We start from the raw sequence: 14,347 nt of genomic DNA, 5'->3' as shown, positions 1-14,347 counted from the left end.
GGCGTGGCGCCAGTATACCCAATGCTGCCTGGCGAGGCAGAGCCCGATGGCCGCTAGTCTGCTAACCTATGGGCTTCGCTTGACCACCGGGACTTCCATGGCCGACTCCCTCGAACGCAGCCCGCTGCGGGCCGACCTGCTGCTACTCACCGTCACCCTGCTCGCCGCCGCCGGCTGGATCTTCTCCAAGGAGGCGCTGGACGGCATGCCGCCGCTGCTGTTCATCGGCACGCGCTTCCTGCTGGCCGGGCTGCTGCTGGCGCTGTTCGCCCTGCCGGCCCTGCGCCGCCTCTCCGCCCGGGACTTCGCCGCCGGCGCCGGTGTCGGCCTGCTGTTCAGCGGCGCCCTGAGCTTCTGGATCATGGGGCTCTACCACTCGAACCACCTCGGCGAGAGCGCCTTCATCAACAGCCTGGGCATCTTGCTGGTACCGATCGTGGCGAAGTTACTATTCGGCGACCGCCCGCCGCGCACCACCTGGATCGCGCTGCCCATCGCCCTGGCCGGCTTCGCCCTGCTCTCGCTCAATGCCGGCCTGCGCCTGGAGCCCAGCCAGTGGTTGATCGCCACCTCCGCCGTGCTGTTCTCGCTGCTGATCAACGTCAATACCCGAGTGGTGCGCCACCTTCCCGCCCTGCCGCTCACCGCCATCCAGCTCACGGTGGTCGGCATCCTGCTGGGTCTGGTCTCGGCGCTGATCGAACCCTGGCCTGCGCGTATCGGCGGCGTCACCCTGGGCTGGCTGGCGGCCAGCGTGCTGCTCGCCAGTACCCTGCGCTTCTTCCTGCAGGTCTACGCCCAGGGCCTGACCACGCCGAGCCACGCCGCCGTCATCCTGATGCTCGAGGCAGTATGGACAGTGCTGCTGGCCGCCGCCTGGTACGGCGAGACAATGAGTCTGTTGCAGCTCGCCGGCTGCTCACTGATCTTCGCCGCTCTACTGATCAATCGCTGGTACTGGGTAAGGAAGCTGGTGCTGCGTACTGCCGGGGACTACCGAAAATAGGGACAGCCTTTGAGGCGCCGAAGTTACCTTGTGGGAGCACGGTGTTGTGGGAGCCCGATTCATCGGCGATCGAAGAGGCCTCAGCAACTCCGCCAGGCGCCTGACGGCGCCATCGCCCAGAATCTGGGCTCCCACAAAAGGCGCCATCGCCCAGAATCTGGGCTCCCACAAAAGGCGGCCATAACTCGCCAGCCGGCGACAAAATCCCGTATCATGCCGCCAGATTTGACGAGGGCCAGCTTCACGAGGGAGAGACGATGCCCAAGGTTCGCCACTATGCCGATCTGGCCGCCACCCTGGCCGGCCTGATGTGGCTGGTCGTCTACTGGTCGATCAGCCTGTCGGCCCAGCTGGGCAACCTGGAGCCGACCCTGGCAGCCCTGCTGCTGCTCGGCACCACCGTACTGGTCACCTTCGTGCACCGGCCGACGCGGGTATTGCTGCGGCGCTATCACGTCAGAAAGCGGCGCACCGAGATGTGGATGCACATCCTGGCGCTGCCGCTGTTCATCGCCTTCCTGTTCGGGGTCACCTTCGAACTGATCTTCACGCCCCTGAGTGGCGTTCAGAAACTGCTGCTCTTCAACGTGGTAGCCACCGCCGGCTGGCTGGTATTCATTGTCACAATGCTGGTCAAGCTGGGCACCCACCAGGTCAAGCAGCGCCGCAAGGCCTAGCACACCCCGCGGCACCCATGTCTCGAAGGCGTTTCAGAAGCGCGTGGCACTGAACGGCGCCATATCCACCTCGGGCGTCTCACCCGCCATCATCTGGCTCAGGAGCAGTCCAGTCACCGGACCCAGGGTGAAGCCCTGGTGGCCATGGCCGAAGGCCAGCCACATCCCCTCCTGCCCGGGCGCCGGGCCGATGATCGGCTTCATGTCGGGCAAGCAGGGGCGCGCGCCCTTCCAGGGCTCCGGGTCGCGACGATCACCCAGCGGATAGATCTTCCTGGCGGCCTGCTCCGCCGCCTTGAGCTGCTTAAACCTGGGCGGCGCATCCAGGTCGGCCAGCTCCGCCCCGGTGGTCAGGCGAATGCCCGCCCGCATCGGCTCGAGCAGGAAGCCGGTCTCGGCATCCATGATCCAGTGGTTGAGGTGGGCATTCTCGTCGGCGCTGGCGTAGTGCATGTGGTAGCCGCGCTTGACGAACAGCGGCACCGAGATGCCCAGGCGCGAAAGCAGCTTGTCGCTCCAGGGCCCCATGGCAACCACCAGTTGCTCGGACTCCAGCGTCTCGCCGTCGGTGGTCACCTTCCAGCCCTTGCCGCCCTTCTCGACACCCCTGACCTCGGCCTGCACAAAGCGGCCGCCCTGCTGCTGGAAGTGCTCGGCATAGGCCTGCACCAGGGCGCCGGGATCCGCCACCGTCCACGGCTGGATCCAGTGGATGGCACCCACCAACCCCTTTTTCAGGTGCGGCTCCTTGGCATACAGGCCGGCGGCGTCGAGCACCTCGAATTCCACGCCGAAGCGCTCGCGGTTCTCGCGCGCCTCGGCGATACGCTCATCGAAGGCCTTCTGGGTGTGATAGAGCTCCAACCAGCCGTCACGACGCACCAGATGGTCGGCACCGGCGGCCTCGACCATCGGGGCATGGGTCTCCAGGCAGCGCATGATCAACGAGGCGTACTCCGGCACGATCTTCGCGTAGCGGGACTTGCCAGAGTTGATCCAGTACTGCAGCAGCGGGCTCGCCGCCCCAACCATGCCCGCAGGGCGATAGCGAATATCCACCTCGCGGTTGGGCAGCACCCGCATCAGGGTGCCGAGATCGCGCGGGAACGCATAGGGGCGCACCGCCTCGCGCTGGATGATGCCGGCATTGCCGAACGAGGTCTCGCGACCGGGCTCGCGGCGATCCACCAGCGTCACCGAATGGCCCTGGCGCACCAGATGCCAGGCCACCGATACGCCGACCATGCCGGCACCCAGAACCACGATTTCACGAGACATCACCAACACCTCCTGGAAAAGGACACAGGCCTCACCCTGCGGCGAGGCCTGACTCAACGATAGACGCTCAAGCGCCACCCGGTCGACCGACGACACGGTGGCTGAACACTCAGCGCATCATAACGTTGCACCAGCAGGTCAGGATGCCAAAGAGATCTCGCATGACATGATTTAATCCCGTTTTAAACCCATTCTCTAGATGGATTACCCAGAAAGAGGGAAAACCTTAGTCTATCGAGTCCAGCACCGTGGCCACCGCATCGAACAACCGCTCCAATTCAGCCTCGGTGCTGGCGAAGGGCGGGCCGAACTGCAGGGTGTCGCCGCCGTAGCGGACATAGAAACCCGCCTCCCACAACGCCAGGTGAGCATCGCGGGGGCGAATCGTCGGGTCCCCGTCGCGCGGAGCGAGCTGGATAGCCCCGGCCAGGCCGTGGTTGCGGATATCCACCACATGGGAACGCCCCTTCAGCGCATGCAGCTTCGCCTCGAACGCCGGGGCGATGGCACGTACCTGGGCGGGGAAGTCCTCGCGCTCGAACAGCTCGAGTGCCGCCAGGCCGGCGGCGCAGGCCACCGGGTGGGCACTGTAGGTGTAGCCGTGGGGGAACTCGATGGCGTGCTCGGGGCCGCCGGCGTGCATGAAGGTGTCGTAGATCTCGGTTGAGGCGATCACCGCGCCCATGGGCACCGCGCCGTTGGTGAGCTGCTTGGCGATGGTCATCATGTCGGGCACCACGCCGAAGGCCTCGGCACCGGTGCGCGCCCCGCTGCGACCGAAGGCAGTGATCACCTCGTCGAAGATCAGCAGGATGTCGTGGGCAGTGCAGATCTCGCGTAGCCGCTCGAGATACCCTTTGGGCGGCACGATCACCCCGGCGGAACCGGACATCGGCTCGACAATCACCGCAGCGACATTGGAGGCGTCATGTAGGGCGATATGCTCGAGCAGCGCATCGGCAAGCTCGGCACCGCTCTCGGCCTGGCCACGGGTAAAGGCGAGCTGCGGCTGCAGGGTGTGCGGCAGATGGCTGACCTCCATCAGCTGGCCATAGTGCTTGCGGTTGCCGCCGATGCCACCCAGGCTGGTGCCACCCACGTTCACGCCGTGATAGCCCTTGGCGCGACCGATCAGGCGGGTCTTCTCGGGGCGCCCCCTGGCACGCCAGTAGGCCTTGGCCATCTTCACCGCGGTATCCGCCGACTCGGAGCCGGAGTCGGTGAAGAACACATGATCCAGTCCCGGCGGCGTGATCTCGGCGATCTTCTCGGCCAGTTGGAACGCCAGCGGATGCGCCACCTGGAAGCCCGGAGCATAGTCGAGTGTGCCGAGCTGGCGGGCCACGGCCTGCTGGATCTCCTCGCGATTGTGGCCGGCGCCGCAGGTCCACAACCCCGAGAGGGAGTCGAACAGCCGGCGGCCGCTATCGTCGATGAAATAGCGCCCCTCGGCACCGGTGATCAGCCGCGGATTGGCATGAAAGTCGCGGTTGGCGCTGAACGGCATCCAGAAGTGGCGGTTGATCGCGGCATGCTCGGCGCGGGTCGAGTGGTCATGCGCCGCGTCCTGACGGGCGGAACGGGTTTCCAGCATAGCGAAGGCTCCTCGGAGAAACGTCTTGTTGTCCCTCTAGCATGGCTCATCCTGAGTGTTAAATAAAACATAACAGCGGGACTTCCTCGTCGCACCCTCTGGCTGAAGACGAGCATGAGCTATCTCTTTATCGAAGTTACGGCATAACGCCCCATGACGCCGTGAGAGATGGAGCATGATCGACATATACGGCCGAAAGATGTACTTTGTACATATATCAACACATCGGCCTTCAGAATGAGCATCTTTGACGAACTCCAGACATCGCTGCAGGAAGCCGTCGACATCAAGCAGGGCCGGACCCAAGCCAGCCGCGTCACGCGCCATGAGGTCGCCGACGTGAAGGCCATCAGGGCCCAGTTGCATGTCTCTCAGGCCGAGTTTGCCAGCGCCATGGGCACTAGCGTCGACACCATCAGAAGCTGGGAAACCAAGCGCCGTAACCCCACAGGCCTGGCGGCCAAGGTGCTAGCGACGCTTCGCGACAACCCGGCACTCTTCAACGATCTGGCTTCCCACTGACTTATCCAAAATGCACGCCATGCTCTAGATTCCCAGTGCGGGACATGGCACGCCTTTCAGTCACCATCGATAAATGATGATGTCCGGACAGAATGCCTTTCTCCACTCGACAGCACAGAGATGCTGAGGAGCCAGCTTAACCGCCTGCCGAGACCCCACCCTGCTCCTGTACCTGCAGCTTGGTGCGGATGAAGTCGCCATGACTGACGTGCAGCAGATCGGCCAGCTGGCGGATGCGGTGCTCCTCCAGGTGATGCTGCTCACCGTCGGCCAGCGCCAGGGCCCACATCATGCGCACCAGCTCACAGCGCCTGTCGTAGTCATAGTGCTCCTTGATCAGGGAGACGAACTGGTAGTGATCCACGGCGCCGTCGACCTCCTCCTGGGCCAGGATCATCAGCTCGTCAAGGGCCTCATCACTGACCCGCAGATGGTCGCGCAGCTGAGCCCGCAGGGTGTCGAGCTCCTCCGGCGTCACCTCGTAGTCGGCGCGCATCACCTCACAGAGCAGTGCCGCCGCGGCAAGCTCCAGGCTCGGCGCCTCGCGACCGGCACCACCCTCCCCCTCGGCGAGCATCTCCTGAAAGAATCGCTGGATATTGGCTAACACAGGGTTCTCCTTATGGTCGGTTCAGCGTGAGACTCGCCAGCCGCCCTCGGGTTCGCCAGCCTTTGGGGGACAGCCCTCTGACCCCACCTAGGAGGGAGGCTGACCCAGGGGGGCGAAGGGTTAATCGCGGCAACGCCAGCGTGCCAGCAGGGAGAGCAGCGCCAGGCCCAGCAGCGCCGCCGCCGTCCAGCCCACCACGTCGACAACCTGGGGGAATGATGCCGGCGCTTCCACCGGACGGTGCTGAAGGCCGAACACCACGACACGCCCCAGGGCATAGAGCATCAGTGCCAGGCTGGCCAGGGGTAAAAGGGAGTGACGCGCCGCCAGCCAGCGGGTGAGTGCCCAGGGCTCGCTGGGCGTCTTGGCCGACTGCCGGGTGCTCGTCTTACGCGGGGTCGCCGCCTTGCTGGCGGCCGGCTTCCTCACCGCAGGCTTGCGGGCTCGCGGCTTGACCTTCGATTTGCCCGCCGCGGGGCCACCGCCCAACCAGCCCAAGGCAGCACGGCCCAGACGCCATAGCGCCCAGCCCAAGGTGAAGCTTACCGAGAGGGCGAGACCGCCCATCACCAGCACATACGCCATTGGCGATCCTTGTCGAACATCAAAAGGAGTATTGTGCCATAGCGTCGGCGAGCCTACTCCCGATGGTGCTTGTGAGCGCGACTCATCAGGTAGAGGGCTCCGGCCAGGGCCAGCACAGAGAGCGCCAGGTAGATGGCATCCAGCGGTGTCTCGAAGGTGATATCCACCACCGCGCGAAAGAACTCGATAATCACCGCCAGGATCACCACCCGGGCGATCTTGTCCTTGAGCTCGTCGAAGGACGAGACATTGAAGGGGTTCGAGGCCGGGTGCGACTCGGCCGGCTCGATCGGCGACACGAATAGCCGATACACCCCCAGGCCGAATATCAGCAGCACGATAGCCACCAGGTAGATGTCCACCGCCATCACCACGCTCGGCACCACCGTCTCGTGGATATCGGGCTGCCCGCCGACCAGGTAATAGGTCGCGGCGGTCACCGTGAGCTTGAGGATATCCAGGGTACCGATGATGAACAGCACCAGCGCCCCCAGCAGGCTCGGCACCACCGCCAGCATCACCAGCAGTCGGCTGTTCCACAGGAAGCGCTCGAAGATGCGTTCGTAGCGGCCGCTCTTCGCCTGGAGCGAGTTATTGTCCCGGGGCTCCGGGGGTGTGTTCGATGGCGTGGTCATGGCAACTCCGTCGTTGGTCTAATCCAGGTTTCTGATGGTGCTGAGGTGCTTTGTGGGAGCTGAATTTATTCGCGATGGCGGAGGCTTCCAATCGCCGATAAATCGGGCTCCCACAACGCTAATCGCCGATAAATCAGGCTCCCCCTGTAAACCGGGCTCCCACACGAGATGGACTCCCCCTGTGGGAGCTGAATTTATTCGCGATGACGGGGGCTTCCAATCGCCGATAAATCGGGCTCCCACAACACCGGGCTCCCACAACACCGGGCTCCCACAGCACCGGGCTCACCCAAGGTCTTCCTACCCCCTTGGAGAGATAGCCGGGCGACAACGATCCCGTAGAATAAGCGAAAATCATTCTCGCCAAAGGAGGGCGACATGACCGCCACCCTGCTGCTTCTGCACCTGCTCGGCGCCACCATCTGGACCGGTGGCCACCTGGTGCTCGCCTTCACCATCCTGCCCCGGGTATTGAAGGGCCGCGACGTCGCCTCGCTGCACTGGTTCGAGCAGGGCTACGAGAAACTCGGCATGCCAGCGCTGCTGGTGCAGATCGTGACCGGGCTGTGGCTGGCCTGGCAGAAGGTGCCTTCGCTTTCGCTGTGGTTCGACCTGGACGCCGGCCCCATCGCCCACCTTATCCGCATCAAGCTGCTGCTTCTTCTGCTCACCGCCCTGGTCGCCGCTCATGCCCGCTTCCGGGTCATCCCCAGGCTCTCTCCCGCCACCCTGCCGCTGATGGGCTGGCATATCGCCGCGGTCACCCTGCTCTCGGTGGCCTTCGTGGCCACCGGGCTATCGTTCCGGGTCAGCTGGGGAATGTAAGCTCACGGCACTACCACGATGGGCACCGGGATGCGGGCCAGCAGGTCGGCATCCTGTTCGAGCAGCGCAACAAGGCGCTTACGCGTGATGGCCAGAGCGCCGCGGCGGGCGCGGGCCAGGAAGCGTTCCAGCGTCGGCGCGTCCATGGAAGCCAGCTCCTCGCGGCCCAGGAACAACGGATGGCGGCGCACCGCCTCCTCCGGCGTCTCACCCCAGGGCAGCACCGGCGCTTCGCCGCGAAAGTAACGTAGCGGCCCCGGTTCCGGCGGGTGGCGCTCATCCCAGATGATCACCGTGCAGGGCGCTTCCAGGATCAGCCGTCGGCTGGTGGAGCCCAGCCGGCTGCCCCAACGCGCCGACAGGCCCGCCTTGCCCAGTACCAGCACATCGCCGGGCGACGCCTCGGCCAGGGCCTCGCTTGCCACCTGCCCCCGGCTGACCTGCAGTCGATGGCGCAGCTCCCTGCCCGCCGCGGCCTGATGCAGCGCCCGCTCCACCCGGTGCACCTGCCGGGTCAGACTCGACTCCATAAGCTCCAGGCTGAGCGGTCGCGCCACGCCGCTGCTGGCGCCCACCTCCCGGGAGAACGGGAAGGCGGCACAGTGCAGCAGGTCCAGGTCCTCGACAAACAGCGCCACCAGCTCGGCACGCACCTGCTCGGCCAGGGCCGCCGCGGCCTGCAGCGCCGCCAGCCCCTGGCGGGAGTCATCCAGCAGTGCCAGTACGCGTAGCGCCTCGGTACCTACCGCCTGCTCCAGCGGGGCTTTCGATTCATGGGGCATCGTTTCACGAGGCATCGTTTCACGAGGCATCACTTCACGAGGCATCGCCGCCCTCCTCGCCGCCGTCGGCGGCACCTTCCTCGCCATCACTGGAGGCGGCCTTGACCACGGCCTGGAAGGCCGCCAGGCGCGCCTGGACCCGACCGTTTAGGCTCTCCGCCGGGAAGTTGCCCTCCGCGTCGGCCTCGCCAAGTGTCTCGCCGGTGAGCAGGGCGAGCGCCTCATCCACGTGGCGCACCGCGTAGATTCGAAACGTGCCCGCCGCCATCGCCTTGCGCACCTCGCGCTTGAGCATCAGGTGCTCGACGTTGGTGGCCGGCAGGATCACCGCCTGGCCGTTCAGCTCGCCGCGTGCGCGGCAGACATCGAAGAAACCCTCGATCTTCTCGTTGACGCCGCCCACCGCCTGCACCTCGCCGTGCTGGTTTATGGAGCCGGTGACCGCGAAGGCCTGGTCGAGCCCCACCCGGGTGATAGCCGAGACCAGCACACACACCTCGGCCACCGAGGCGCTGTCGCCCTCGATGCCGCCGTAGGACTGCTCGAAGGCGAGGCTCGCCGACAGCGACAGCGGTGCCTCCCGGGCATAGCGACCGGCCAGGTAGCGCGACAGGATCATCACCGCCTTGGAGTGGATGCGCCCTCCCAGGCGCGCCTCGCGCTCGATATCCACCACCTGGCCGCTGCCGGGCCGCGCGGTGGCGGTGATTCGGGTGGGCTGGCCGAAGGCGAAGTCGCCCAATGCCAGCACCGAGAGGCCGTTGACCTGCCCCACCACACGCCCCTCGGTGGCGATCATATGGGTGCCGCGGGTGATCTGCTCATGGCTGCGCTCGCGGATACGCCCGGCCCGCCACAGCTGTTGGGCCACCGCCTTCTCCACATGCTCGCGCTGGATCACGCTGGAACCCGCCACGGTGGCCCAGTGATCGGCCTCCATCAGCAGGTCATGCAGGTCGCGATGGCGTGCGGTCAGGCGCTGCTGATCGTCGGCCAGCCGGCTGGCGCGCTCGATGGTGGCCGCCACGCCGCTACGATCCAGCGGCGCAAGCGCCGCCTCCCGGGCCAGGGTGGCGATCATCCGTGCATAGAGGGCGAGGCTCTCCTCGTTGCGCTCGAGCTCATCCTCCAGGTCCACCTGCACCTTGAACAGCTCCAGGAACTCCGGGTCGTGTTCGCAGAGCAGGTAGTAGAGGAGCCGCTCGCCGAGCAGCACGATCTTGACGTCCAGAGGGATCGGCTGGGGCTCCAGGCTCACGGTACTGATCAGCCCGTAGGCCTGCTCCAGCGACTCAGTGCGAATCTCGCCGGCATGCAGGACCCGCTTGAGGGTCTCCCAGGCGCCGGGCTGGGTCAGCAGCCCGCGGATATCCAGCACCAGATAGCCGCCGTTGGCACGATGCAGCGCCCCGGCGCGGATGAGAGAGAAGTCGGTAAGCAGGGTGCCATTGTGCACATGGTGCTCGATGCGCCCCACCAGGTGCTGGTGGCCCGGCAGGTCCTGATAGATCACCGGGGCGCCCTGGGTATCGGCGTTGTCGACCAGAAGGTTGATGTAGAACCGACTGAAGATCGCCTCCGGCGGTATCTCGGGGTCATCGGCGGTAAAGGCCTCGGCGTGCTGCAGGATCGCCTCGCGGATTGCCGTCAGATGGGCGATGACGCCCTCCTCGTCCGCATAGCGCTCCTCCAGCTCCGCCAGCGGCGCTCCGATGGCGCTCTGCAGCACCTCCTCGTTGAGCTGCTGGACCTGCTCACGCAGCTCCTTGGCAAGGCGGGGCATGCGACGGATCGTCTGGGTCAGCTTGCGCTGCAGGATCTCCACCGTATGCTCGATGCGCTCGCGCTCCTCCTTGGGCAGTTTCTCGTACTCCTGGGGCGACATCATCTTGTCGTTGTCGCCATCGGCGGGGGCGAAGGTGAAGCCGTTGGGAGTGGAAAGCAGCAGCACGCCCTGCTCGCGAGCCTCGCGGCGGATCGCCTCGATGGCATCACGCTGGCGCTCGCCCATGGCCTGCTTCATCTCCTGCAGGCGATTCTGGTACTCGTCGCTCTCGAACACCGCCGGGATCGCCCCGCGCAGTTCATCGGTCAGCGCCTCGATATCACCGCGCAGCTGGCGGCCCAGCCCCGGGGGCAGCTGCAGGTAGAGCGGTACCGAGGGGTCCTCGAAGTTGTAGAGGTAGCACCAGTCCGGCGGCGACGGGTCGTTGCTGGAGCGCTCGTTCAGGTAGCGCCCCACCAGGTTGTGCTTGCCGTGCCCCGGCTGGCCGAGCACGAACAGGTTGAAGCCGTCGCTGCGGATCGCCGTGCCGAAGGCCAGCGCCTCACGGGCCCGCTCGTGGCCGGCCAGCAGATCCAGCGACTCCAGTTCGCTCGAGACCTCGAAAGTGAACGCCTCCTCCGAACACGCCTGAAACACCTGCGTCACGCCAAGCGGCTCGACCATCATCCTCTCCTGTTCCAACATCCATGGCTGATAGAACAACCATGGAGCAGGAGCGGGCTTGCCGCCAGCACCCAGGTCAAGGTGTTAGACTGAAGTCATGGCACAAGCCCAGGAGACAGGCATGCCCCAGGCATCCATCCATCTCACCACCAGCATCGAGTACCTGAGAGAGGCCCTGCCCGAGCTGCAGGCAATCTATCTGTTCGGCAGCCAGGCCACGGGACATGCAACCGAACAGAGCGACGCAGACATCGCCATCCTGCTGCCCAAGCCGCTGAGTGCCGCCCGGCGTTGGGCGCTGGCCGGTGAGCTCGCCGAGCGTCTGCAATGCGAAGTCGACCTGATCGACCTGCGGCAGGCCTCTACGGTGCTCCAGCAGCAGGTGATGAGCGAGGGTAGACGGCTCTGGTCATGCGGGTCAGAAGCCGACGAGTTCGAGCTGATGGTGCAGAGCGAATACTGGGACCTCGCCATCCAGCGGCGGGGACTGATCGATGACATCAAGCAACGAGGCAGTGTGCATGGCCGATGACGTCCTGTTGAACAAGGCAGCCACCATCGAACGTTGCGTGGCACGTGCTCGGGAGGAGTACGCCAAGGATCCTGAGACTTTTCTGGATGACCTGACCCGTCAGGACGCCGCCATCCTGAACCTGCAACGGGCCTGTGAAGCCACCATAGATGCCGGCAACCGGCTGATACGAACACACCGGCTGGGGCTGCCCCAGGGCGCCAGGGATGTCTTCGACATCCTGGCGCGTGAGAAAGTCATCGATGGAAGCCTGGCCACTGCCATGAAACAGATGACCGGCTTTCGCAATATCGCCGTTCACGATTACCAGGCGGTGCAGATCCCAATTGTGGTCGCCATTATCGAAAAACATACCGACGACCTGCTGGCCTACGCTCGACGCCTGATCGAGCTGGCCTAGCCAGAAGGAGATTCAGCATGGCCCTGATCATCGGCCTGACCGGCGGCATCGCCTCGGGCAAGTCCACCGTGGCACGCGCCTTCGAGGCGTTGGGTGCGCCTTGGGTGGACGCCGACGACGTCGCCCGCGAGGTGGTCGAGCCCGGCGAGCCGGCCCTGGCCGAGATCGCCGAGCGGTTCGGCAGCGGGGTACTTAACGCAGACGGCAGCCTCGACCGCCGGGCGCTGCGCGAGATCGTGTTCAAGGATGAGAGCGAAAACGAACGGCGCTGGCTGGAGTCGGTCACCCACCCGCGCATCCGCGAGCGGTTGATCGCCCATCTCGAGCGCCTCGCTGCCGGCGGAGCACCCTACGTGCTGCTGGTCTCGCCGCTGCTGTTCGAGTCCGGCCAGTATCAGATGGCCGACCGCGCCCTGGTGATCGACGTCCCCGAGGCGCTGCAGATCGAGCGCACCGCCGCCCGCGATGACGTCGACGCCGCCCAGGCACGCGCCATCGTCGCCGCCCAGATGCCCCGCGCCGAACGCCTGGCCCGCGCCGACGACGTGCTGGATAATGGCGGCAGCGAAACCGAGATGCGCCGCCAGGTCGCCGAGCTGGATCGGCAGTACCGTGAGCTGGCCCTCACCCCCCATCGCGAATAAATTCAGCTCCCACAAGCCACCTCAGCGCCTACTGACACTTACACTGAACCACCCCCCGGAGCCCCATGACCGATTCAAACCGCCCCCTGGAAGTCGCCTGCCCCCAGTGCCGCAAGAAGGTCGAATGGCGCGAGGACAACCCCTACCGCCCCTTCTGCAGCGAGCGCTGCCGGCTGATCGATCTCGGCGCCTGGGCCGATGGCAGCCACCGCATCGCCGGTGAGCCGGCCATGGACGAGACCGAGATCGACGAGATGATCATGCGCGCCGAGCGCGCCTTCCAGGACGAGCAATAAGAATGACGGCGCCCCACATCCAGCCGCCGGAGTACCGCCTGCTCGCCGAGTTGGAGGCGGTCTTCGACGCCCTGATCGAGCGCACCGCCGAGGTCGCCGAAGCGTATGCCAGTGCCCCCGGCGCCTGCTGGATCTTCGGCGAGCCCGAGCCGGTCGAACACTCCCGTGCCGAGGAGTGGCTGCGCGGGGCACTGCAGGATGTCTGGTATCAGGATGGTCAGGACGGCCGCGCCACACGCGCGCATATCGGTCTGGTGGCGGCGAGTGAGAGCGTGATGGAGGCCGTGGCGGCTGCCAACACGGCCAAGGCCGAGTTCGCCGCCCTGACCGCCAAGATTCGCGACCAGGTGCCGGCGCTGATTCCCGAGGCCAAGGCAGTGCTCCCCTTCCGCCACCCCGCCCTGCACGACCACCTGCGCGGCGAGGGGCTCGCCCGAGTGCACCTCAAGCAGTGCTGGCGGGCCATCCCGGCAAGCGAGGCGCCACTGGCCCGGGTGCGCCTGGCCTGGTATTCGAGCGGGCGCTCGATCAAGAAGCTCACGGTGGCCGAGGCCGAACAGAAGCTGCTGGCCCTCGACAGCGACGCACCGCATATCCGCATACAACTGCGCAAGCTGGCGGGCCTGCCCAGCGGCGAGCCTCTGGCCCAGGTGCAGCGTCAGGCGCCACTGATGCGCGCCAACCTCTTCTATCGAGAGCCCCTCGACGACGGCCGCACCCGCCGCGCCATGAATGTCGCCCTGCCGCTGTTTATCCCCACCCCCGACGGCCGTCTGCCCGACCACAACCTCCCGCCGCTGCAGCCCCCCGAGGCACGCACCCGCGCCCGCCGCCGTGACGAACGCCTTGAGGACGAGGCCTTCCTGCCCAGCCTGAGGGTCTACCGGTACCGCTGAGTTAATCGGGGACAGACCCCCAAAAGACCTGTTAAAAGACTTGTAACAGGTCTAGAATGAGTTGCGTAAGCAAACAAGGAGGGTTCCTCATGCCCCACCATATCCTGGCAACCACAACCGCCAGCATCTCGGAATTGAAGAAGAACCCCATGGCCACCGTGGCAGCCGGAGAAGGCTTCCCCGTAGCCGTGCTGAACCGCAATGAGCCCGCCTTCTATTGCATTCCGGCCGCGGTCTACGAAGAGCTGTTGGAGAAGCTCGAAGATGCCGAGCTCAACCGCATTGCTGACGAGCGGCGGGACCAGCCGGAGATCAAGGTGACAATGGGTGAGCTATGAACTGCGCTTTCGCGCCGAGGCGCTGAAGGAGTGGCACAATCTCGATGCCAGCGTCCGTGAGCAGTTCAAGAAGAAGCTCCAGGCCATCATCGAGTCTCCCACCATCCCCGCCTCTCGCCTGTCTGGCAGCCAGAACCGCTACAAGATCAAGCTACGCAGCGCGGGCTTCCGGCTTGTCTATGAGGTACGTGGCAGCGAACTGGTCGTGCTGGTCATCGCCGTCGGCAAGCGGGACCGAAACAGCGTCTATCTCAAGGCCGCCAGACGACAGTAGCAAC

Annotated in this window: 18 protein-coding genes; 11 read left to right on the top strand and 7 right to left on the bottom strand. The window is 65.6% G+C overall.

The window, feature by feature from the left end:
- Positions 1-97 precede the first annotated feature (97 nt).
- The gene (locus GRB96_RS10150; RefSeq protein ID WP_161432029.1) at positions 98-1,006 is read left to right on the top strand and encodes a DMT family transporter; all 909 of its coding nucleotides are present in this window, start codon (positions 98-100) and stop codon (positions 1,004-1,006) included.
- A 257-nt stretch (positions 1,007-1,263) separates the two neighbouring features.
- Entirely contained in the window at positions 1,264-1,683 is a 420-nt protein-coding gene (locus GRB96_RS10145) for a hypothetical protein (protein WP_161432028.1), read from the top strand.
- 33 nt (positions 1,684-1,716) lie between these two features.
- On the opposite strand, the gene GRB96_RS10140 is transcribed toward GRB96_RS10145, so the two are convergent.
- Positions 1,717-2,961 (bottom strand): NAD(P)/FAD-dependent oxidoreductase, encoded by a 1,245-nt coding sequence (locus tag GRB96_RS10140; protein WP_161432027.1) that lies wholly within the window; start codon positions 2,959-2,961, stop codon positions 1,717-1,719.
- Positions 2,962-3,187: 226 nt separating this feature from the next.
- Positions 3,188-4,468, bottom strand: a complete 1,281-nt coding sequence (aptA, locus tag GRB96_RS10135) for an omega-aminotransferase AptA (protein WP_240894256.1) — start codon at positions 4,466-4,468, stop codon at positions 3,188-3,190.
- Between the two features lie 324 nt (positions 4,469-4,792).
- On the opposite strand from aptA, the gene nadS reads away from it, so the two are divergent.
- Complete coding sequence (nadS, locus tag GRB96_RS10130; RefSeq protein ID WP_161432025.1) at positions 4,793-5,077, top strand: NadS family protein; 285 nt, start codon at positions 4,793-4,795, stop codon at positions 5,075-5,077.
- A 136-nt stretch (positions 5,078-5,213) separates the two neighbouring features.
- On the opposite strand, the gene GRB96_RS10125 is transcribed toward nadS, so the two are convergent.
- The 3 genes from GRB96_RS10125 to GRB96_RS10115 all read right to left on the bottom strand — a co-directional run bounded on the left by GRB96_RS10125 (position 5,214) and on the right by GRB96_RS10115 (position 6,907).
- Positions 5,214-5,687 carry a TerB family tellurite resistance protein gene (locus GRB96_RS10125; protein WP_161432024.1) on the bottom strand — a complete coding sequence of 158 codons (474 nt, stop codon included), beginning with the start codon at positions 5,685-5,687 and terminating at the stop codon, positions 5,214-5,216.
- Positions 5,688-5,807: 120 nt separating this feature from the next.
- Positions 5,808-6,272, bottom strand: coding sequence for a hypothetical protein (locus GRB96_RS10120; RefSeq protein ID WP_161432023.1), 465 nt, complete (start codon positions 6,270-6,272; stop codon positions 5,808-5,810).
- A gap of 53 nt (positions 6,273-6,325) precedes the next feature.
- Complete coding sequence (locus GRB96_RS10115; RefSeq protein WP_161432022.1) at positions 6,326-6,907, bottom strand: YqhA family protein; 582 nt, start codon at positions 6,905-6,907, stop codon at positions 6,326-6,328.
- 378 nt (positions 6,908-7,285) lie between these two features.
- Here GRB96_RS10115 and GRB96_RS10110 point away from each other — a divergent pair, with 378 nt between their 5' ends.
- Entirely contained in the window at positions 7,286-7,732 is a 447-nt protein-coding gene (locus GRB96_RS10110; RefSeq protein WP_161432021.1) for a CopD family protein, read from the top strand.
- A gap of 2 nt (positions 7,733-7,734) precedes the next feature.
- Here GRB96_RS10110 and GRB96_RS10105 read toward each other — a convergent pair whose 3' ends face one another.
- A complete protein-coding gene (locus GRB96_RS10105; RefSeq protein WP_205743520.1) occupies positions 7,735-8,514 on the bottom strand; it encodes a universal stress protein in 780 nt (259 codons plus the stop codon).
- 34 nt (positions 8,515-8,548) lie between these two features.
- The gene (locus tag GRB96_RS10100) at positions 8,549-10,963 is read right to left on the bottom strand and encodes a Lon protease family protein (RefSeq protein ID WP_161432019.1); all 2,415 of its coding nucleotides are present in this window, start codon (positions 10,961-10,963) and stop codon (positions 8,549-8,551) included.
- Between the two features lie 121 nt (positions 10,964-11,084).
- Between GRB96_RS10100 and mntA the strand changes: the two genes are divergently transcribed.
- From mntA to GRB96_RS10065, 7 genes are all read left to right on the top strand, one after another.
- A complete protein-coding gene (gene mntA / locus GRB96_RS10095) occupies positions 11,085-11,495 on the top strand; it encodes a type VII toxin-antitoxin system MntA family adenylyltransferase antitoxin (RefSeq protein WP_161432018.1) in 411 nt (136 codons plus the stop codon).
- The gene (gene hepT, locus GRB96_RS10090) at positions 11,485-11,895 is read left to right on the top strand and encodes a type VII toxin-antitoxin system HepT family RNase toxin (protein ID WP_161432017.1); all 411 of its coding nucleotides are present in this window, start codon (positions 11,485-11,487) and stop codon (positions 11,893-11,895) included. The genes mntA and hepT overlap by 11 nt, the downstream gene beginning before the upstream one ends.
- Before the next feature lie 23 nt (positions 11,896-11,918).
- Positions 11,919-12,539, top strand: coding sequence for a dephospho-CoA kinase (gene coaE, locus GRB96_RS10085; protein ID WP_161433078.1), 621 nt, complete (start codon positions 11,919-11,921; stop codon positions 12,537-12,539).
- 65 nt (positions 12,540-12,604) lie between these two features.
- Complete coding sequence (gene yacG, locus GRB96_RS10080) at positions 12,605-12,835, top strand: DNA gyrase inhibitor YacG (RefSeq protein ID WP_161432016.1); 231 nt, start codon at positions 12,605-12,607, stop codon at positions 12,833-12,835.
- A 2-nt stretch (positions 12,836-12,837) separates the two neighbouring features.
- Positions 12,838-13,731: a DNA replication terminus site-binding protein gene (locus GRB96_RS10075; RefSeq protein ID WP_161432015.1), complete on the top strand. Its 894-nt coding sequence runs from the start codon at positions 12,838-12,840 to the stop codon at positions 13,729-13,731.
- A gap of 89 nt (positions 13,732-13,820) precedes the next feature.
- Positions 13,821-14,069, top strand: a complete 249-nt coding sequence (locus tag GRB96_RS10070; RefSeq protein ID WP_161432014.1) for a type II toxin-antitoxin system Phd/YefM family antitoxin — start codon at positions 13,821-13,823, stop codon at positions 14,067-14,069.
- Positions 14,059-14,343 (top strand): type II toxin-antitoxin system RelE/ParE family toxin, encoded by a 285-nt coding sequence (locus GRB96_RS10065; RefSeq protein ID WP_161432013.1) that lies wholly within the window; start codon positions 14,059-14,061, stop codon positions 14,341-14,343. Before GRB96_RS10070 ends, GRB96_RS10065 begins: the two co-directional genes overlap by 11 nt.
- The last annotated feature ends 4 nt before the right edge of the window (positions 14,344-14,347 follow it).

The organism is Halomonas alimentaria (genome assembly GCF_009902005.1).
GTDB classification, from domain to species: Bacteria; Pseudomonadota; Gammaproteobacteria; order Pseudomonadales; family Halomonadaceae; genus Halomonas; species Halomonas alimentaria.
The sequence above is the reverse complement of the archived record's forward strand: the minus strand, read 5'-3'. Positions and strand labels throughout refer to the sequence as shown.